The organism is Oceanicola sp. 22II-s10i (assembly GCF_002210105.1).
In the GTDB taxonomy this organism is placed as follows: domain Bacteria; phylum Pseudomonadota; class Alphaproteobacteria; order Rhodobacterales; family Rhodobacteraceae; genus Pseudooceanicola.
This window is the reverse complement of sequence record NZ_AQQU01000001.1, coordinates 1568503-1586518: the sequence shown is the minus strand read 5'-3', so window position 1 is coordinate 1586518 and position 18016 is coordinate 1568503. Positions and strand designations below refer to the sequence as shown.

Sequence of the window (18016 nt, the reverse complement as noted above, 5' to 3'; positions counted from 1 at the left end):
CATGACCGATCTGGCATGGATCACCGCGGCCGAGGCCGTTTCCCTGATGACGCGCCGCAAACTGTCGCCGGTCGAATACCTCGACGCCCTGCTCGCCCGCGCCGAGGCGCAGAGCGAACGGCTGAACCCCTTCGCATTCGTCGCCGCAGACCGCGCGCGGGACGAGGCCAAGCAGGCCGAGGCGGCGCTGGCGAAGGGCGAGGACCTCGGTCCGCTGGCCGGTCTGCCGATGCACGTCAAGGACCTGTTCCCGACGGCTGGAATCCCCACCGAATACGGATCGGCCACCAAGGCGGGCACGATCCCCGAGGCCGACGACATCCTCGTCACCCGCCTGCGCGAGGCCGGTTCGGTGATCTTTGCCAAGTCCACGACGCCCGAGTTCGGCCACAAGGGTCAGACGGACGGCCCGCATTTCGGCACCACCCGCAACCCGTGGGACACCACACGATACGCCGGCGGATCGTCCGGCGGCGCGGCCTGCGCGGTCGCGGCGGGGATCGGGCCGCTCGGCCTCGGCACGGACGGTGCGGGGTCGATCCGCATCCCCGCCGCCGCCTGCGGGCTGGTCGGGCTCAAACCCACCGTGGGCCTGCTGCCCTACGGCGAGGCGGGCGAGGCGTTCGGCAACGTCGCCGCCGCCGGTCCGCTGGCCCGCACGGTCGAGGACGCGGCGCTGATGATCACGGCGCTGGCGGGGGCGGACGATTGCGACCCGTGGTCCCTCTCGGCGCCCGAACCGCTGGCCACCCGCGCGGGCCGGACGCTGCACGGGCTGCGCGTCGGCTATATCCCGAAGTTCTGCAACGCCCGCGTCTCGGCGGATGTGGAAGCCAACACCAAGGCCGTGCTGGACGGCCTCGCCGCGCGCGGCGCGGTGATCGAAGAGGTCACGGACCCGGTCGACTGGATCGAATACGAGGGCCGCGTGCTCTACCAGGTCAATATCGCCATGGGCTTCGGCCCGCTGGTCGACCGCTGGGGCAACCAGATGGATCCGGTCCTGCTGGGCTTCATCGAACGCGGTCGCGGCTTCACGATCGAGGATTACCGCAAGGCGATGCTGGCCCGCACCCGGCTGTTCCGCGCGGTGCAGGCGTTGTTCACCCGATACGACGTCCTGATCAGCCCGACCGTCACCCGCACCGCCCTGCCCGCGGATTTCGAGGCGCTGGACGGGCAGGTCATGGTCGACGGTCACGAGAACGGGCTGACGCGGCAGGGCATGTCGCCCTATTGCTATCCGTTCAACCTGACCGGCCATCCGGCGCTGGCCCTGCCATCGGGGTTTGCCCGCGACGGCCTGCCCACCTCGGTGCAGTTCATCGGCCCCTACCACACCGACCTCGATCTGCTGGCCCTTGCCGCAACGGTCGAAGAGGACCGCCCCTGGGCGCATCTCCGTCCCGCCGGGCTGGACTGAACGAGACGCACACGCTGACAGCCTGCGATGGCGTATGGACCAAAACCATACGTCATCGCATTCAGAAATCGCCGAGAACTCTCTCCCAATATCGTCGTTACAATCGCCCCGACCTGTCGCCACGCGCGCGGCGGGAGAGCTGCTCTATTGACGCAAGGTCAACGACCAGAGAAATTCAAGAGGCGGCCGCGTTCAACACATTCATGATCTATGGCCCTTTGCCGATGCGGGGCCGCGCCCTGTCCGGCTAGGCTCCGCGAAGCGCGGCAGCGTGCAACAGGACGTCCGCAACGACGGACAGGGAGGTCACAGGTGTCATCAGCGTTTCGGCCCCGCGCCGGACGAATTCCGGTATGCCATGGCATATCGCCCGGACAGGCGGCGCTCGGATGATGGGCCGGGTGAACAAGGACACCGTCGGCGGCCTCGTGCTGCTGGCCGTCGGCGCCTGGTTCGCGATCTATGCGGCCATGCATTACCCGCTGGGTTCGCTCAGACGGATGGGACCCGGCATGTTCCCGATGGGTATGGGCATTGCCGTGGCGGGCCTCGGCCTGCTGGTCGCCCTGCAATCGCTGCTGCGTGAGGTAGAAAAGGCCGATATCCGGTTCTGGTCGCCGCTCTTCGTTCTGTCGGGCATCGCGGGCTTCGCCATCCTCATGCCGCTCTTCGGGCTGATCCCCGCGCTGCTGGCGGTGACGATCATCAGTTCGCTGGCCGAACTGAAGCTGCGCCCCGTCAGCCTCGCGCTGCTGTGTCTCGGCCTGTCGCTGCTGGCCCCCTTCGTGTTCCGCATCTGCCTCGGACTGCAGATGGCAATGTTCAACTGGCCCTTCTGATGGAACTTCTGAATAACCTCGGCATGGGACTGGGCGTGGCGCTGAGCGCGACGAACGTCTTCTACTGCTTCCTCGGTGCGCTTCTGGGCACTCTCGTCGGCGTGATCCCCGGCATCGGCGTGCTGACTGCGATCTCGATGCTGTTCCCGCTGACCTTCACGCTCGGGCCGACCACCGCGCTCATCATGCTGGGCGGCATCTGGTACGGCACCACCTACGGCGGGTCCACCGCGTCGATCCTGCTGAACATCCCCGGCACGCCGGCGAACGCCGTCACCTGTCTGGACGGCTATCCGATGGCGCAGCAGGGGCGTGGCGGCGTCGCGCTGTTCATGACCACGGTCGCGTCGTTCTTCGGCGCTTCGGTCGGTGTGATCCTGCTGATGCTGTTCTCGCCCGTGATCGCGGGCTATGCGCTGAAGTTCGGATCGGCCGAGTATTTCTCGCTGATGCTGATGGGGCTGGTCGCCGCCTCGACGATCTCGGAAGGCTCCGCGGTCAAGGGCCTCGCGATGGTCGCCCTCGGCATCTGCTTCGGCCTCGTCGGCATGGACACCCAGAGCGCCTCCGCCCGGTTCACCTTCGGCTCGCTCGGCCTGCTGGACGGGATCAGCCTGATCGCGCTGGCCATGGGCGTCTTCGGCGTGGCCGAGGTGATCATGAGCATCCGCCGCGTGAACGCCACGGCGATCGACCGCGAAAGCGTTTCGCTCAGGGCCATCAAGCCGACGCGGGATGACATGCGGCGGTCGTGGTTCCCGATGATCCGGGGCGCGTCGATGGGGTCCTTCTTCGGCACGCTTCCGGGCACCGGGCCGTCGATCGCCGCCTTCCTGTCCTACGCCGTTGAAAAGCGGATCGCGAAAGAGCCCGAACGCTTCGGCAAAGGCGCGATCGAAGGGATCATGGCACCCGAGGCCGCGAACAACGCCGCCGACCAGACCGCTTTTATCCCGACCCTGTCGCTGGGCGTTCCGGGCAGCGCGACGATGGCGCTCATGCTGGGCGCGCTGATGATCCACGGCATCGCACCGGGCCCGACGCTCATCACCTCGCAACCCGAGCTGTTCTGGGGGCTGATCATGAGCTTCTGGGTCGGCAACGTGATCCTGCTGATCCTGAACATCCCGCTGATCGGGATCTGGGTGCGGATGCTGCTGATCCCCTATCACATCCTGTTCCCGGCGGTGCTGCTTTTCATCTGCATCGGGGCCTATTCGACGACCTTCAACGCTCTGACGGTCTGGCAGGTCTTTTTCTTCGGCGCGGTCGGCTACGCGATGCGGATCTTCGGCTTTCCCGGCGCGCCGCTGCTGCTCGGCTTTGTGCTGGGCCCGCTGATGGAGGAACATTTCCGCCGCGCCATGGTCCTGTCGCGCGGCAGCTTCGCCACCTTCTTCGAACGCCCCGTCAGCGGGACGATCATGGCGATCACCGGGGCCATCCTGATCTGGGGGGTCTGGACCTCGTACAAGCTGAGCAAGCGGCGCGAGGTCTACGCACAGGACGTCTGAACGAAACAACCAAGGGAGGAGACGACAATGAGAACGATCAAGAGGCTTCTGGCGGGCGCGGCGCTCGCGCTCGGGCTGGCGCAGAGCGCGGCGGCGGTGGACTTCCCGACCGGGACGGTCACGCTGGTGGTGCCCTATTCCCCGAGCGGAAACACCGACATCTTCGCACGGCACCTCGCCACCGCACTGCAGGAACGCTGGGGCCACCCGGTCGTGGTCGAGAACAAGCCGGGCGGCGGGTCGATGGTGGGCACCGCCTATGTCAGCCAGTCCAAGCCCGACGCGCATACGATCCTGATGACCACCTCGGCCTATGCGACGGCCCCGGCGGTCTACAAGGACCTGCCGTTCAATCCGGAAACGGACATGAAGCCGGTCGGGATCTTCGGCTATATCGCCTACATCCTGATCGTGAATGCCGACACCGGCATCAAGACGCTCGAGGAGTTCGTGGAAAAGGCCAAGGGCAGCGACATGTTCGCCGCGACCGCCGGTCTGGGCACCACGACCCATTTCGGGATGGAGAAGTTCCTGTCCGACGCGGGTCTCGACCTTGAGGTCGTGCATTACAAGGGCGGCGGCGATGCGATGGTCGCGATCCTGAGCAAGGAAGCGGACATCTACGACACCTCCGTCGCGACGGCGGGCGACCAGATCAAGGCGGGCGCGCTGAACGCGCTGGCGGTGATGGACGACAAGCGCGTGACCGCGCTGCCCGACGTCCCGACCACGGCCGAGGTCGGCTATCCCGACGTGCAGATCCGCCAGTGGCTGGGCATGTTCGTTCCCTCGGGCGTGTCGGACGAGGTCGTGACCTTCATCAACTCCGAGGTGAACGAGGTCGTCAGCAGCCAGGCCTTCCTGGACGTGGTCGCGCCCATCGACATCAACATCGAGACAAGCAGCGTGCCGGACGTCACCGCACGTCTGGCCAGGGAAATGGAGAACTGGAAGAAGCTCGCGGTCGAGCGCGGCATCAGCAAGTAAGCCACGACCCTGAACACGGCGCCGCCCCGGACCCGCTCCGGGGCGGCGTTTCCTTTGGTGGTGTCAGCTCTTGAACTCGGGCGCCCGCTTCTCGCGGAACGCGGCCATGGCCTCGGCTGTATCCTCGGAGGTCGACAGCGCCTTGGTCTGTCCCTGCTCGAACCGGTAGGCGTCGTAGATCGACACCCCTTCTGTCACCTGGAACGACTTCTTGGCGGCCCGCACCGCCGAGGGGCTGGCCTTTGCGATGTCGATGGCATAGTCGCGTGCGGTGTCCATCAGCTCTTCGGGCGCGGTGCAGGCCGAGGCGACGTTCATCCGCAGCAGTTCGGGGCCGTAGACCCGCCGCGCGGTGTAGATCATCATCCGCGCATCGCTCTCGCCGAAGTGCCGCCGGACATGGGCCACGCCGCCGGCCAGACCGACATTCACCTCGGTCATCTGCAGATAGCCCTTTTCAGACGCCACGATGATGTCGCAGCATAGGGCGGTGACGCAGCCCGCCCCGATGGCCGCACCGTTCACGGCGGCGATGATCGGCTTGGGGCATTCCAGCAGGCAGTCGAAGCTGGCCCGCACCCGGCGGTTGTGGGCCGTGTAGACGCCCGGATCCTGCGTCGGCCGTTCGGACAGGTCGGCCCCGGCCGAAAACGCCTTGCCCTCGCCGGTGATGATAATGGCGCGCACGTCGGTCCGGTCGCCGAGCGCATCGACCACCTCGACCAGATCCTCGCGGAACCGGTTGTTCTGGGCGTTCACCGGCGGGCGCCGGATGGTGATGGTGGCGATGTAGTCGGCCACGTCGAGTGAGAGGGTGTCATATGCGCGCATGCCTGCGCCTCCTGTCCTTGGTATCGTTTTCGCCGCGCCGCGCGGTCACGCCGGGCCGCGGGCCGGGGGCATCGAGGGCAGCGCCCCGTCCTCGACCGGCAGCGTGTCCGGGACGCCGTCGGGCAGTGGGACCCGGTGCACGTTCAGCGTCAGCGCGACCATCGAGTAATAGCCGATGACCGCCGTCAGTTCGACCGCGCCCGCCTCGCCCCACCGGCGCAGCACCGCGTCATAGACCTCCTGCGCGGTGTCGCCCGTTTCGACCAGCTGGCGCGCGTATTCGTAGACCGCGCGCGCGTCATCATCCGCGCCGAAGTCAGGCAGGCTGCAGGTCCGGATCGCTTCGATGATGCCCGCATCCAGACCGGCGCGCGCCGCGTCGCCCGCATGGATCGCCCATTCCAGCCGCGCGTTCCAGCGCCGCGCGGTGACGAGGATCGCCAGTTCGTTCAGGCGCGCGGGCAGCGAGGTCTCGAACCGCAGCACCTGTCCCAGCCTCTGCCAGCGGTCGGCCAGCACCGGGTTGTGAAGCGCCGCGCGCAGCGGGCCGACCAGTGTCTTGCGCGGGCCCGAGACGATCTGGTCATAGACCTCGCGCTGCGCCGGGGTCATCGTGTCGGGCGTGGGAAAGCTGATCCGCGCGCCTGCGCCCTTGCCCTCGTCAGTCATCGCCATCCCCCAGTCCGAGGCTGCGCAACACCTCTTCGGTATGTTCCCCCAGCAGGGGCGGCGCGCGGTCGAAGGCCAGCGGGGCGTTGCGGAAGTTCAGCGGGCTGACGACCTGTTTCACCGTCCCGCTGAGCGGGTGGGGAATGTCGCGCAGCATCCGGCGATGCTGTATCTGCGGCTCCTCGAACACCTTGTCCACGGTATTGATAGGCCCGGACGGCACCCCCGCCGCGGCAAAGGCCGCGCACCAGTCGGCAACCGTGCGGCCGGCCAACGGGCCCGCGATCAGCGCTTCCAGCTCGGGCAGGTTCTCGACCCGCGCGGGGTTGGTGGCAAAGTGGGGGTCCTCGGCCAGTTCGGGATGGCCGATGGTCTCAGCGAACTTGCGGAACTGGCCGTCATTGCCGACCGCCAGCACGATATGGCCGTCCTTCACCGGATAGACGTTCTGCGGCTGGATGTTCGGATGGCGGTTCCCGTGCCGGACCGGCGTGCGGCCCGAGACGAGGTAGTTCATCGCCTGATTGGCCAGCACCGCCGCCGAGACGTCCAGCATGGCAAGGTCGATGTGTTCCCCGATGCCCGTCCGGTCCCGGTTGGCCAGCGCCGCAAGGACGCCGACGGTGGCGTACATCCCCGTCAGGATGTCGATGATCGGCACGCCCACCTTCTGCGGCCCGCCGCCCGGATCGGTATCAGCGGCGCCGGTCACGCTCATCAGCCCGCCCATGCCCTGGATCATGAAATCATAGGCCGCATCGTTCGCGCGCGGCCCGGTCAGGCCGAACCCGGTGACCGAGCAGTATATGAGCCTGGGGTTCACCTTGCTAAGCGCGTCATAACCCAGGCCCATCCGGTCGAGCGTCCCGGTCTTGAAGTTCTCCAGCAGGATGTCCGATTGCGCCGCCAGTGCGGTCACGGCGGCGATCCCTTCGGGCGTCTTCAGGTCCAGCTCGACCGAGCGCTTGCCCCGGTTGACGGACAGATAGTAGCCGGATTCCCGCGTCGGATTCCCCTCGCTGTCCTTGAGCCATGGCGGGCCCCATTGCCGGGTGTCGTCGCCTTCGCCCAGACGTTCGACCTTGATAACGTCAGCACCCAGATCCGCGAGGATCTGGCCGCTCCACGGTCCGGCCATGACCCGGCTGAGGTCGAGGACGCGGACATGGGACAACGGACCGGACATCGGGGGCCTTTCTGCTGAGGACGGCAACGCGCGACGGCGCTGCCGCCATGATGGCGCAGCAGGCGGCCGAGGGGACGCGGAAAGCGTCCGATGACATGGTTGTGGGGCGCTCAGCCCTCGGAAAACCGGTGCAGCACGTTGGCCGTGATCCGCTCGGTGAAGGGATCGCGCCGGGTCAGGCCCATGACCCATTCGCAGGACCCGGCGGTCACCACCTCGCCCCGGCCCTTCTTCATCGCGACGACCATGCCCGACCCGTGCCTGTAGCGCGCCCGCGCTTCCTCGGGCGGTTCCGGTGCCAGCGACACGATACCCTCCAGATCGCCATCCGAGAGGTAGTAGCGCACGCCCTGCCCCGGATGTTCGTATTCGTAGAGCATGGCCGGGGTCATCGCGAGGATCTCGATATTGTCCGGCACGCCCGGCTCCTGCACCGGGTATGGCAGGCCCTGGTGGAAGGTGTAGTTCAGCCCGTCAACTTCGTAGCCGAAGATTCCCGCCTCGGCCCCGAAGACGTCGGCATAGCGCAGATCCGTCCCCTTTAACGCCCAGTGATCGGGCCGGTAGACGGTGAAGCCGCGCGATCCCTTGGGCGCGAAGCCGCCCCAGCTGGCGTACATGCCGTGGCAGCCGTTGACGCCCACGGTCCCCGCGCCCGGCCATTCCACACCGCGCCCTTCCCACGAGGTCGTCAGCAGGTGTTTGTCCGGCCCCTCGCGCACCGGGTCGAGGGTGTGCGCCTTGCCCTTGTAGCAGACCTGCCGCATCCCCTCGTCCTCCAGCCGGATCTGCCAGACGAAGTTGCCGCCGAACCGGGCAAAGCCGCCGCCGTTCTCGCAGAACCGCTCCACCGTCTCGCGCATCTCGCGGGTCCAGTATTCGTCGTGGCCGGAGGTGGCGAGGCAGGTGTAGCCGTCGAGGATCTCGGGCCGGTAATGCAGGTCGGTCTGGGTGATGATGTCGGGGGTGAAGCCCTGCGCCTCGCACCACACCACGAAGTGCCGGTCGAACTGCGCCCAGCCCGCCGCGGCGTAATACTGCGCCCAACCGTAGGAATAGCCCCATTCCTTGGAAGGATAGCGCGGCGCGTCGTTCATGTCCGGCATCTCGCGCTGCGCCACGCGGGCGGCGCCCTTGGGCAGCCACAGCAGACCCCGCGTCCACGGACGTTTCAGGCTGAGGATGGGCGAGGCGTCATTGCCCTTGGGTCCCCACGTCCCGAAATAGGCGTTCGCCCCGCCCCAATCGTTGTAGGATGTCCATGTCGCGGTCGCGAGCATGATGACCATCCGCCCCTGCCGCGTCGCCTGCGTCGGGCGGACGGTGAAAAAGTGATGCTGCACATGCCGCTGCCCGTCTGCGCGCAGGCAGGTGGAGACGACCCGGTAGAATCCCGACCGCTGCCCCTCGGGGATCGTCCATGAATGCAGCACCGGCCAGTCGCAGCCGTCCATGTAGGCGGTGTCGGAGGTCTTGGTGAAACTGCCCGGCAGATCGAACGTCTCGTGCACCATTTCGGGCGCGTGGCCGTCGCGGTAGATCTGGATCGACCAGCGCTCGGCGGTGGTCGAGACGTGGAACGACACCGTCTCGCCCGGATCGTAGGACATGCGGTCGGTGTAGGTGTAGACCTCGGGGAACGCCGGGTCCTCGCGCGGGAATTCGTAGCGGTAATCGCTCAGGAAATGCTCGTCCGCGTGCAGTTTGCGGATGCGGCGCGGATGGATGGCGTGGGGGCCGGTTTCAGGGAACTCGAAAGGGGTGCGGGTCATCGCGCGCTCCGGTTGGGCCGGGCGGGACGATGCGACGGGATGCGCCCGCCTACCCGTCCCGTTTTCCGGCGGCTTCGTATTCCGCGAGGTGCTGGCGCAGGTTGCGCCCGCCCTCGATCAGGTCCATGCGGATCGCCTCGCGCAGCGCATAGGAATCCCGCGCACGGATCGCGTCGAGCACGTTCAGGTGCTGGTGCCGCTCCGCGTAGGTCGGATGCGCGTTCGGATAGAGCTCGCTCATCACCGGGCCGATCCGCAGCCACAGGCTTTCCAATGTTTCCGTCAGCGTGGCCATGCCCGAGCGCGCGTAGAGCCCGAAGTGAAAGTCGAAGTTCGTCTGCAGCGCGGTCCGCCAGTCGCCCGAGGCCTCGGCGGCGACCAGACCGGCGTGGCTGTGCTCCAGCTGGGCGATCACCGCGTCGTCGATATGCGGCAGCGCCCGTTCGGCGGCCAGCGGCTCCAGCGACAGGCGGATGTCGCGGATGTCGAGGTATTCGCGTAGCGTGGGGCGGCGGACGCGGATGTAGTAGCGCGGCTTGATCTCGATCGCGCCCTCGTGGGCCAGCTGGAACAGCGCCTCGCGCACCGGGGTTTCCGATGTCCCCATCTTCTGCGCCAGATCGCGGACCTTGAGCCGTTCGTGCGGCGCCATCTCGGCCCGCATGAGCGAGGCCCGGAGCTTGGCATAGACCACTTCGGACAGCGGCAGGCCGTCCTCGCCTTCGTCGGTTACAATTGCTGCCTGCGTCTCAGTCATCCGGTGTCCGTCCCCTCGCCAAAGCGGCGAAGGCACCCTCGGTCGCCTGAAGCGCGAGGTCAATTATTTCGGACGTATGGGATGTGCCGAGGAACATGTTGTGGCGGTGGTGCATATATACCCCCCGCTTCAGCGCCTCCTGGCAGAACGCCTCGCCCAGCTTGTCGAGCGGATCGTCGGCATCCGCCACGAACTGCATCAGCGGCATGGCGGGCGGGCCGGAATGGATCACCTCGAACCCGTGGCGGGCGGCCTGTTCGGACAGCCCGTCGCGGAACCGCTGGCCCGCAGCGCGCATCAGCGCCGGGCCGTCGATGCGGTGAAGTTCGGTGATCGTGGCGACGGCGGCGGCCATCGGCGCGCCGGTGTACCAGAACGAGCCCGTCACGAAGACCTGCTCGGCCGCCGCGCGGAAGCGGTCGTTGCCGACCACGGCGGACAGCGGGTGCCCGTTGGCGATGGCCTTGGAGTAGGCGGCGAGGTCCGGGCGCACGCCCCACTGTTCCCACGACCCGCCGAGGTGCAGCCGGAACCCGGCCCGCACATCGTCGAGGATCATTGCGGCACCCGTGGCGTCGGCGTGGCTGCGCACGGCGGCGGCGAATTCGGGTGTCGGATCCTCCAGCAGTCGGCCGAGGTCGTGACGGAAGGCCGAGACGACGATGGCGGCAAGGTCGTCACCAGCCTCGGCCACGGCGGCGGCGAGGCTGTCCACGTCGTTGAATTCATAGTGCAGCACGTGCGCCCGGTCCTCGGCGGTGACACCGGCCAGCGAAGGCGAACACCACGGCACGGCGCCGTGATAGGCGCCCTTTGCGACCAGAACCTTGCGCTTCTGCGTCCCGGCCCGCGCGATGGTCACGCAGGCGGTCGTCGCATCGCCGCCGTTCTTCTGGAACTGCGCCCAGTCGGCCATCGGCATCGTCTCGACCAGCAGTTCGGCCAGCTTGACGGCGTGTTCCGTCGGCCCGTCGAGACAGTCGCCTGCTTCGCGCTGGACCCGCGCGGCTTCTTCCACCGCCGGGTGCAGGTGGCCGAGGACGATGGGCCCCCAGGAGCACATGAAGTCGATGTAGCGCCGACCGTCCACGTCGATGACGTAGGGCCCCTCGCCCCCCGCGAAGAACTGGGGGTATCCTGCGGGCACGGCCGCCGCGCGCTGGTGGCCCCACATGCCGCCGGGGATCACATGGGCGGCCCGGTCGCGCAGGGCCGCGTCCCTGGACTGGTTCTGCAGTCGTGCGTCGTCCAAGACAAATCTCTCCGGCAATGGCGTCAGTTTGATATATCAAATAGGCCGCGCTCACAAACCAGTGTCAAGGATTCTTTGAGCGCTTGGCGCACCGATGTTAAATGATGGCGAACGGCTCGCCAGACGGCGAAAAGGCCGCCCAACAACGGAAAGCGTTGAAATTCGACCCGTTCATCCAAGCATCTGGCAACACGGCCCGGCACCTTGACCTGTGCGGACCGAGCCCGGAGCATTCGGACGTCCGGCCAGAAAATGCGCATATTGATATATCATCGACGCCCACAAGCCTTCTGGCAGCGTCAGGTGATTCACGCCTTGATATATCATTCAGCCGCCCGAACCGGCTTCCGCACACAGATTTCGCCCCTCATCCCACCCACATGAGGCGGACGTCAGTCAAAACCGTTGCGAGCCGGCCAATCTTGATATATCAAAATACCCAACTGAACAGCAACGGCAGCCGGAGGCCCGATGACAGACCGTTCCAACGTCAGCCTTGCCGTCCTCGAGGACAGGGCAAAGTTCATCCGGAAAGAGACCGTGCGCCTCACCCGGATCGCCGGTGCCGGGCACTACTCCTCGACCTTCTCATGCGCTGAAACGCTTTCGGCGCTCTACTACAGCCAGATGCGGATCGAACCGTCGAACCCCGGCTGGGACAACCGCGACCGGTTCATCATGTCCAAGGGTCACGCGGCCATCGGCCTCTACCCTGTGCTGGCCGATCTCGGCTATTTCGACCCGGAGGAGCTGGAGACCTACACCCGCCTCGGTTCCAAATACGGTGACCATCCGGACATGAAGAAGGTCAGGGGCCTCGACTTCTCGTCCGGCTCGCTCGGTCACGGCCTGTCCGTCGGTGTCGGCATGGCCCTGGCGGGCCGCGCGACGGGGCGCGATTACCGGACCTACGTGATGCTTGGTGACGGCGAAATCTCCGAGGGCCAGATCTGGGAGGCGGTGATTTCCGCCGGCCATTTCAAACTGGGCCACCTCGTGATCCTGCTCGACCGCAACGGGCTCTGCATCGACGGCCACACCGAAGAGATCATGTCGATCGAGCCGGTCCACGAACGCTTCGCCAGCTTCGGCTGGGACGTGCAGCGCGTGGATGGCCACAATTTCGAAGCGATCCTCGGCGCCTTCCGCAACCTGCCCGAAGGCACCACCGGCAAGCCGCAGGCGATCGTGCTGGACACGGTGAAGGGGCGCGGCGTCAAGCGGATGGAAATGAGCCTCGACTGGCACGTCGGCAACCTCGTGGGCGAGGATTACGACGAGGTCATGGCCGAACTGGAAGCGGGCCTTCAGCCCTATGAACCGGAGCCCGCGGAATGAGCACCGAAATGCAGAACGAGGCGGAGATTTTCCGCGGCACGACCGATGGCGAGACCCGGTTCAAGGACGCGCGGTCGGTGCGCGGCACCCCCAAGGCCGGCATGCCCGCCTTTGTCCTGGGCGAGGAACTGGCCGAAATGGCCAGGACCGATCCCCGGATCGTGGTGGCGACGGCCGACCTCGCCTCGGCCAACCGGACCAACGACTTCAAGGCGGTGCACCCCGACCGTTTCTTCGACTTCGGCATCGCCGAGAAGAACATGATCACCGCCGCCGCCGGCATGGCCTCCTGCGGGCTGGTGCCCTACGTGGCGACCTTCGCCAGCTTCAGCGCCATCCTCGGCGCCGAACAGATCCGCACCGACTGCGCCTATCCGCGTATGCCCGTGCGCGTCATCGGCACCCATTCCGGCATGTCGATGGGGTTCTACGGCACGTCGCACCATGCGCTCGAAGACCTCGGGATGCTGCGGGTCATGGCGGACCTGACCGTCATCTGCGCCACCGACGCCAACCACCTGCGCGCCATCCTGCGCAAGTCGGTCGACCATCCGGGCGCGATGTATATCCGCCTTGGCCGGGGCCGCGATCCGGAGGTCTACCCGACGGTGCCCGAGCTGGAGATCGGCAAGGCCATCCGCCTGCGCGAGGGCAAGGACCTGACCATCATCGCCACCGGCAGCCAGGTCCGCGCGGCGCTGGACACGGCCGAGGCGCTGGCGGCAGAGGGGATCGAGACCCGCGTCGTCGACATGCACACGATCAGCCCGCTGGACCGGGCCGAGATCGAGGCGGCGGCCAGCGAGACCGCCGCGATCCTGACTGTGGAAGAGCACAACATCACCGGCGGACTCGGCACCGCCGTGGCCGAGGTGCTGGTCGACCTGCCGCGCGTACCCTTCCGCAAGCACGGCGTGCCCGACCGCTATGTCGAGATCGGGCCGCCCGCCGCGCTCTATGCCCATTACCGGCTGGATGCGCCCGGCGTGACGGCTGTGGCCAGGGAGTTCCTAGCGGCGATCGCCTGATGCTCTAGCGGGCGCCGAGCGCCCGCGCCGCGCCGCCGCCGGTCAAACCGAGCGCGCGGCGCAGATCCGCCACCTCGCGCACCCGCGCCGCATTGTCCGCCGCGACCGACCCGTCGGCCATCTGAAGCGAGTTCTCGAACCCGACCCGCGCATGGCCGCCCATGGCCATCGCGGCGGCCAGCACCCGGCTTTCCCCGGCGCCGAACGCGCAGACCATCCATTCCGCCGCCGCATCGCCCAACAGGGCGACGTAGTCGGCAAGCTGTCGTGGCAGCGCGCCACCGCCGTCCGGGTATGTCCCGACGACAAAGATCACCGCCCCGTCCCGCGCCAGGTGTCCGCCCTCGACCATCCCGCGATACCGGCGGATGTCATCGGCCGTGTAGAGGATATGCTGGATGCCCACCCCGGCCTCGGCCATCTCGGCATAGAACCGCAGCGCCGCGCCTTCGTCCGCGCAGAGTTCCCGCAGCGCGCAGGAGGCGAAGTCGGGCTTCGTGTCGCGCACCACCTGCATCTGCTCGGCCGGGCCATAGCGCCCGATGGCCTCGGTGGTGATCTGCACCGCCATGCCGGGTGCAGCCCTTCCGATCTCGGCGATCAGCTCGCCATAACCGCCCGCGTCCAGCAGGTGCCCGCCCTCGGCGTCGCGCAGATGGACGTGGATCGCGTCCGCTCCTGCAGCAGCGCCCGCAACGGCACAGGCGGTCGACTGGGCGATGGTCACGGGGATCGCGGCATGTTCGGCGGGCAGCCTGCGGCCACCGTTTGGGGCCAGCATGATCGTCGTCATAGGGAGGGCCTTTTCGCTTGGGCCGGACCCGGTGTCCGGGTGTCCCGTTTTGCCCGCCAGACCCACGCGACGCAAGACGGCGGAAGATCGCCACCCGCTCGGAACCCGGGAACTTACGCACCGGTGACGAAGTTTAGTGTTCGGAACGGGGAGGATGCTGTCAGCCCCGTAGTGACACAGAAGGACGTAACCAATGCTGAAACGTATCGCACTCATCTCGACCGTAGGCGCCCTGACCGCATCCAGCGCTCTGGCCGCCGTCGACGCCACCGCAACCACCGAACTCAACCTGCGTTCGGGCCCGAGCCCGCAGGCTGAAATCATCGACGTCATTCCCGGTGAGGCGATGGTCTCCGTGGACCAGTGCATGGACGTCAGCCAGTGGTGCCGCGTGGACTACAACGGCCAACAGGGCTGGGCCTATGGCGCCTACCTGAACACGCCGATCGACGGTCAGGCGGCCAGCGTCTATGAAAACCGCACCGCCGTGGAAGTTGAAACCGTCACCGAGGACAACGATCAGGCGCTCGGCAACTCGCTGACCGCCGGCATGACCGGTGGCATGATGGCCCTCGCAGCCGCAGCCGGCCCGGCAGGTATCGCAGCCGCCGCGGCAGGTGGCGTGGTCGCAGGCGCACTGGCCACCCCGCAGGAAACCGTGACCACCTACGTGGTCGAAAACCCGACCGAGCCGGTTTACGTGCAGGGCGAAGTCGTAACGGGTGCTGGCGTGCCGGAAGAAGTCACGCTGCAGACCATCCCGGACAGCGAATACAAGTATGTCTACCTGAACGGCGTGCCGGTCGTGGTGGATGCTGATCGCCGCGTGGTGACCGTGGTTCGCTGACACGGCCATGACGTTGGCTAACGGGCGGTTTTGACCCTTCCGCCCGTGCCGGGGCCACACCCGGCGACGACCCGCTCTTCTAGCGAAGGGCGGGTCTTTTCATGTCTGGATGTCAGGTGTTGAACAGGAAGTGCATGACGTCGCCGTCCTGCACCACATAGCTCTTGCCCTCGGCCCGCATCTTGCCGGCCTCCTTGGCGCCCTGCTCGCCCTTGCCCGCGACGTAGTCGTCATAGGCGATTGTCTCGGCCCGGATGAACCCGCGCTCGAAATCGCCGTGGATGACGCCCGCCGCCTGCGGTGCATTGGTGCCTTTGCGGATCGTCCAGGCGCGGGCTTCCTTGGGGCCGACGGTGAAGTAGGTCTCCAGCCGCAGCAGGTCGTAACCGGCGCGGATCAGCCGGTCGAGGCCCGCCTCCTCCAGCCCCATCTCGGACAGGAACATCTCGGCTTCCTCGGCGTCGAGCTGGCTGATCTCCTCCTCGATCCGGGCGGAAATCACGACGTGCCCCGCCCCCTGCTCCGCCGCCATCTGCGCGACCTTGTCGGACAGGGCGTTGCCCTTGGCCGCTTCATCCTCGGCCACGTTGCAGACGTAGAGCACCGGCTTGGTGGTCAGCAGCTGCAGCCCCTTCCATGCCTTCAGGTCCTCGGCGTCCACGGAAACCGTCCGCGCGGGCTTGCCGTCCTCGATGGCGGCCTGCGCGGCGGCCAGCAGCCGGTCCTGCTGCGCGGCTTCCTTGTCGTTGCCCTTGAGCTTGCGAACGAGGTTCGCGCGGCGCTTCTCGATCGACTCGAGGTCGGCCAGCATCAGCTCGGTCTCGATCGTGTCGGCATCGGCGACCGGATCGACCCGGCCTTCGACATGGGTGATGTCGTCATCCTCGAAACAGCGCAGCACGTGGGCGATCGCGTCCGTCTCGCGGATGTTGGCGAGGAACTGGTTGCCGAGGCCCTCGCCCTGGCTCGCGCCCTTCACCAGGCCCGCGATGTCGACGAAAGTCATCCGCGCGGGAATGATGCTCGCGCTTTTCGCGATCCCGGCCAGCGTGTCCAGACGGCGGTCCGGCACGTTCACCTCGCCCACGTTCGGTTCGATCGTGCAGAAGGGAAAGTTGGCCGCCTGCGCCGCGGCGGTCTTCGTCAGCGCGTTGAAGAGGGTCGACTTGCCGACGTTCGGCAGCCCGACGATACCCATCCTGAAACCCATGCCAGCCGCCCTTTCGCGCCAGTGTCACGTTGCGCGGGCATGTAGGGTGCCGCCACCGGCAGGGTCAAGCCCCGAGGCGGGTCCGCAGGGTTGACCCTGCGCCGCGCCGCCATCAAAGTTGATACCAACGCAACATCCGGCAGACAGGGAGTCGCCATGCAGCCCATCGTTTATCTCTTCTTCAACGGCTCCTGCGCCGAGGCCATGAAAACCTACGGCACCATCTTCGGGGCTGAACCCGACATCATGCCCGCCAGCATGATGCCGCCGGACGTGAAGGCACAGATGCCGGGCGTGCCGGACGACGCAGTGATGCATTCCGCCCTGAAGATCGGAGAGGGCTGGATCTATGCCAGCGACGATTTCGAGGGCAACAGCCCGGCGATGGCGGGATGCAACGTCTCGGTCACCCTGCCGACGCTGGAAGAGGCGCAGCGGGTCTTCGACGGGCTGGCCGAGGGCGGCGAGGTCCGGCAGGCGCTGGAGCCCACCTTCTTCAGCCCCGGGTTCGCGGCGCTGTCGGACCGGTTCGGCATCCGCTGGATGGTGATGGTCGAGGGGCCGGACGAATTCTGACGCCCCGCCGCATGGCGGAGCGCCGCCTGCGGCTTGATCTTTCGCGCGCGATGCGGCACTCCGCTCCGGACCTGAAGCGGAGGGGCAGATGACCCGTATCGACGACACGTTCGCCAGCCTGAAGGCCGAAGGCCGCAAGGGCTTCGTCGCCTACATGATGGCCGGCGACCCGGACGAGGCGCGGTCGATGGAGATCCTGCGCGGCCTGCCCGCGGCGGGGGTCGACGTGATCGAGCTGGGCGTGCCCTTCACCGACCCGATGGCGGACGGCCCGACGATCCAGCTTGCCGGACAGCGCGCGCTGGAAGCCGGGATGACGCTGGAAAAGACGCTGGCGATGGTCCGCGCCTTCCGCGAGGAGGATACGACGACGCCGATCGTCCTGATGGGCTACTACAACCCGATCTACAACCGCGGCGTCGAGGCGTTCCTCGACGATGCCAAGGCCGTCGGCGTGGACGGGCTGATCGTGGTCGACCTGCCGCCCGAGGAGGATGACGAGCTGTGCATCCCCGCGCAGGCGGCCGGGCTGAACTTCATCCGGCTGGCGACGCCCACGACCGACGACAAGCGGCTGCCCAAGGTGCTGCAGAATACGTCGGGTTTCGTCTATTACGTCTCGATCACCGGCATCACCGGTTCGGCCGAGGCGCAGGCGGGCGACGTGGCGCCCGAGGTGGCGCGGATCAAGTCGCAGACCGATCTGCCGGTGATCGTCGGCTTCGGCATCAAGACGCCCGATGCGGCGCAGGGGATCGCCAGCGTCGCGGACGGCTGTGTCGTGGGCTCCGCTATCGTGGCCGAGGCGGCGACGGGCAAGCCGGTGTCCGAGGTGCTGGCCTTCGTGAAGTCGCTGGCAGACGGCGCGCACCGGGCCTGAGGATTTCGCCTGGCGGCGACCCGCCGGGGGCTCTGCCCCCGGACCCCCGAAGTATTTGGAACCAGAAGAAGCAGGGGACCCGCGCACTGGTTCGAGCGCGGAGCGACTGAGCCG

At 67.3% G+C, this 18016-nt stretch carries 17 protein-coding genes; 9 read left to right on the top strand and 8 right to left on the bottom strand.

The window, feature by feature from the left end; all coding sequences use genetic code 11:
• Position 1: 1 nt before the first annotated feature.
• From ATO6_RS07890 to ATO6_RS07875, 4 genes are all read left to right on the top strand, one after another.
• Positions 2-1423: an amidase gene (locus tag ATO6_RS07890; protein ID WP_088623330.1), complete on the top strand. Its 1422-nt coding sequence runs from the start codon at positions 2-4 to the stop codon at positions 1421-1423.
• A 353-nt stretch (positions 1424-1776) separates the two neighbouring features.
• Positions 1777-2262, top strand: a complete 486-nt coding sequence (locus ATO6_RS07885; protein WP_254919087.1) for a tripartite tricarboxylate transporter TctB family protein — start codon at positions 1777-1779, stop codon at positions 2260-2262.
• Complete coding sequence (locus tag ATO6_RS07880; protein WP_088623329.1) at positions 2262-3776, top strand: tripartite tricarboxylate transporter permease; 1515 nt, start codon at positions 2262-2264, stop codon at positions 3774-3776. Before ATO6_RS07885 ends, ATO6_RS07880 begins: the two co-directional genes overlap by 1 nt.
• Positions 3777-3803: 27 nt before the next feature.
• Positions 3804-4763, top strand: a complete 960-nt coding sequence (locus ATO6_RS07875; protein ID WP_088623328.1) for a tripartite tricarboxylate transporter substrate binding protein — start codon at positions 3804-3806, stop codon at positions 4761-4763.
• A 63-nt stretch (positions 4764-4826) separates the two neighbouring features.
• Here the strand turns inward: ATO6_RS07875 and ATO6_RS07870 are convergent, their stop codons facing one another.
• The 6 genes from ATO6_RS07870 to ATO6_RS07845 all read right to left on the bottom strand — a co-directional run bounded on the left by ATO6_RS07870 (position 4827) and on the right by ATO6_RS07845 (position 11230).
• On the bottom strand, positions 4827-5594 hold the full coding sequence (locus ATO6_RS07870; protein WP_088623327.1) for an enoyl-CoA hydratase/isomerase family protein: 768 nt from the start codon (positions 5592-5594) through the stop codon (positions 4827-4829).
• Between the two features lie 45 nt (positions 5595-5639).
• Entirely contained in the window at positions 5640-6269 is a 630-nt protein-coding gene (locus ATO6_RS07865) for a carboxymuconolactone decarboxylase family protein (protein ID WP_088623458.1), read from the bottom strand.
• Positions 6256-7449, bottom strand: a complete 1194-nt coding sequence (locus ATO6_RS07860; RefSeq protein ID WP_088623326.1) for a CaiB/BaiF CoA-transferase family protein — start codon at positions 7447-7449, stop codon at positions 6256-6258. Before ATO6_RS07860 ends, ATO6_RS07865 begins: the two co-directional genes overlap by 14 nt.
• Positions 7450-7559: 110 nt before the next feature.
• Positions 7560-9221: a N,N-dimethylformamidase beta subunit family domain-containing protein gene (locus tag ATO6_RS07855; RefSeq protein WP_088623325.1), complete on the bottom strand. Its 1662-nt coding sequence runs from the start codon at positions 9219-9221 to the stop codon at positions 7560-7562.
• A 49-nt stretch (positions 9222-9270) separates the two neighbouring features.
• Positions 9271-9978 (bottom strand): GntR family transcriptional regulator, encoded by a 708-nt coding sequence (locus ATO6_RS07850; protein ID WP_088623324.1) that lies wholly within the window; start codon positions 9976-9978, stop codon positions 9271-9273.
• Complete coding sequence (locus ATO6_RS07845; protein WP_217898979.1) at positions 9971-11230, bottom strand: aminotransferase class III-fold pyridoxal phosphate-dependent enzyme; 1260 nt, start codon at positions 11228-11230, stop codon at positions 9971-9973. The genes ATO6_RS07850 and ATO6_RS07845 overlap by 8 nt, the downstream gene beginning before the upstream one ends.
• 471 nt (positions 11231-11701) lie before the next feature.
• On the opposite strand from ATO6_RS07845, the gene ATO6_RS07840 reads away from it, so the two are divergent.
• Positions 11702-12568 carry a transketolase gene (locus ATO6_RS07840; protein ID WP_088623323.1) on the top strand — a complete coding sequence of 289 codons (867 nt, stop codon included), beginning with the start codon at positions 11702-11704 and terminating at the stop codon, positions 12566-12568.
• On the top strand, positions 12565-13596 hold the full coding sequence (locus ATO6_RS07835) for a transketolase family protein (RefSeq protein ID WP_088623322.1): 1032 nt from the start codon (positions 12565-12567) through the stop codon (positions 13594-13596). The genes ATO6_RS07840 and ATO6_RS07835 overlap by 4 nt, the downstream gene beginning before the upstream one ends.
• Before the next feature lie 4 nt (positions 13597-13600).
• Here ATO6_RS07835 and ATO6_RS07830 read toward each other — a convergent pair whose 3' ends face one another.
• Complete coding sequence (locus ATO6_RS07830; protein ID WP_254919086.1) at positions 13601-14377, bottom strand: 3-keto-5-aminohexanoate cleavage protein; 777 nt, start codon at positions 14375-14377, stop codon at positions 13601-13603.
• 205 nt (positions 14378-14582) lie between these two features.
• Here ATO6_RS07830 and ATO6_RS07825 point away from each other — a divergent pair, with 205 nt between their 5' ends.
• Positions 14583-15236: a DUF1236 domain-containing protein gene (locus tag ATO6_RS07825; RefSeq protein WP_088623320.1), complete on the top strand. Its 654-nt coding sequence runs from the start codon at positions 14583-14585 to the stop codon at positions 15234-15236.
• Between the two features lie 112 nt (positions 15237-15348).
• On the opposite strand, the gene ychF is transcribed toward ATO6_RS07825, so the two are convergent.
• The gene (gene ychF / locus ATO6_RS07820) at positions 15349-16446 is read right to left on the bottom strand and encodes a redox-regulated ATPase YchF (RefSeq protein WP_088623319.1); all 1098 of its coding nucleotides are present in this window, start codon (positions 16444-16446) and stop codon (positions 15349-15351) included.
• 156 nt (positions 16447-16602) lie between these two features.
• On the opposite strand from ychF, the gene ATO6_RS07815 reads away from it, so the two are divergent.
• Positions 16603-17022, top strand: a complete 420-nt coding sequence (locus tag ATO6_RS07815) for a VOC family protein (protein WP_088623318.1) — start codon at positions 16603-16605, stop codon at positions 17020-17022.
• Between the two features lie 88 nt (positions 17023-17110).
• The gene (gene trpA, locus ATO6_RS07810) at positions 17111-17902 is read left to right on the top strand and encodes a tryptophan synthase subunit alpha (protein WP_088623317.1); all 792 of its coding nucleotides are present in this window, start codon (positions 17111-17113) and stop codon (positions 17900-17902) included.
• Positions 17903-18016: the final 114 nt, after the last annotated feature.

Bases quoted from the DNA above. Each gene is read 5' to 3' on its own strand.
- ATO6_RS07890 (WP_088623330.1), top strand. From the start codon at position 2: ATGACCGATCTGGCATGGATCACCGCGGCCGAGGCCGTTTCCCTGATG.
- ATO6_RS07885 (WP_254919087.1), top strand. From the start codon at position 1,777: ATGCCATGGCATATCGCCCGGACAGGCGGCGCTCGGATGATGGGCCGG.
- ATO6_RS07880 (WP_088623329.1), top strand. From the start codon at position 2,262: ATGGAACTTCTGAATAACCTCGGCATGGGACTGGGCGTGGCGCTGAGC.
- ATO6_RS07875 (WP_088623328.1), top strand. From the start codon at position 3,804: ATGAGAACGATCAAGAGGCTTCTGGCGGGCGCGGCGCTCGCGCTCGGG.
- ATO6_RS07870 (WP_088623327.1), bottom strand. From the start codon at position 5,594: ATGCGCGCATATGACACCCTCTCACTCGACGTGGCCGACTACATCGCC.
- ATO6_RS07865 (WP_088623458.1), bottom strand. From the start codon at position 6,269: ATGGCGATGACTGACGAGGGCAAGGGCGCAGGCGCGCGGATCAGCTTT.
- ATO6_RS07860 (WP_088623326.1), bottom strand. From the start codon at position 7,449: ATGTCCGGTCCGTTGTCCCATGTCCGCGTCCTCGACCTCAGCCGGGTC.
- ATO6_RS07855 (WP_088623325.1), bottom strand. From the start codon at position 9,221: ATGACCCGCACCCCTTTCGAGTTCCCTGAAACCGGCCCCCACGCCATC.
- ATO6_RS07850 (WP_088623324.1), bottom strand. From the start codon at position 9,978: ATGACTGAGACGCAGGCAGCAATTGTAACCGACGAAGGCGAGGACGGC.
- ATO6_RS07840 (WP_088623323.1), top strand. From the start codon at position 11,702: ATGACAGACCGTTCCAACGTCAGCCTTGCCGTCCTCGAGGACAGGGCA.
- ATO6_RS07835 (WP_088623322.1), top strand. From the start codon at position 12,565: ATGAGCACCGAAATGCAGAACGAGGCGGAGATTTTCCGCGGCACGACC.
- ATO6_RS07830 (WP_254919086.1), bottom strand. From the start codon at position 14,377: ATGCTGGCCCCAAACGGTGGCCGCAGGCTGCCCGCCGAACATGCCGCG.
- ATO6_RS07825 (WP_088623320.1), top strand. From the start codon at position 14,583: ATGCTGAAACGTATCGCACTCATCTCGACCGTAGGCGCCCTGACCGCA.
- ychF (WP_088623319.1), bottom strand. From the start codon at position 16,446: ATGGGTTTCAGGATGGGTATCGTCGGGCTGCCGAACGTCGGCAAGTCG.
- ATO6_RS07815 (WP_088623318.1), top strand. From the start codon at position 16,603: ATGCAGCCCATCGTTTATCTCTTCTTCAACGGCTCCTGCGCCGAGGCC.
- trpA (WP_088623317.1), top strand. From the start codon at position 17,111: ATGACCCGTATCGACGACACGTTCGCCAGCCTGAAGGCCGAAGGCCGC.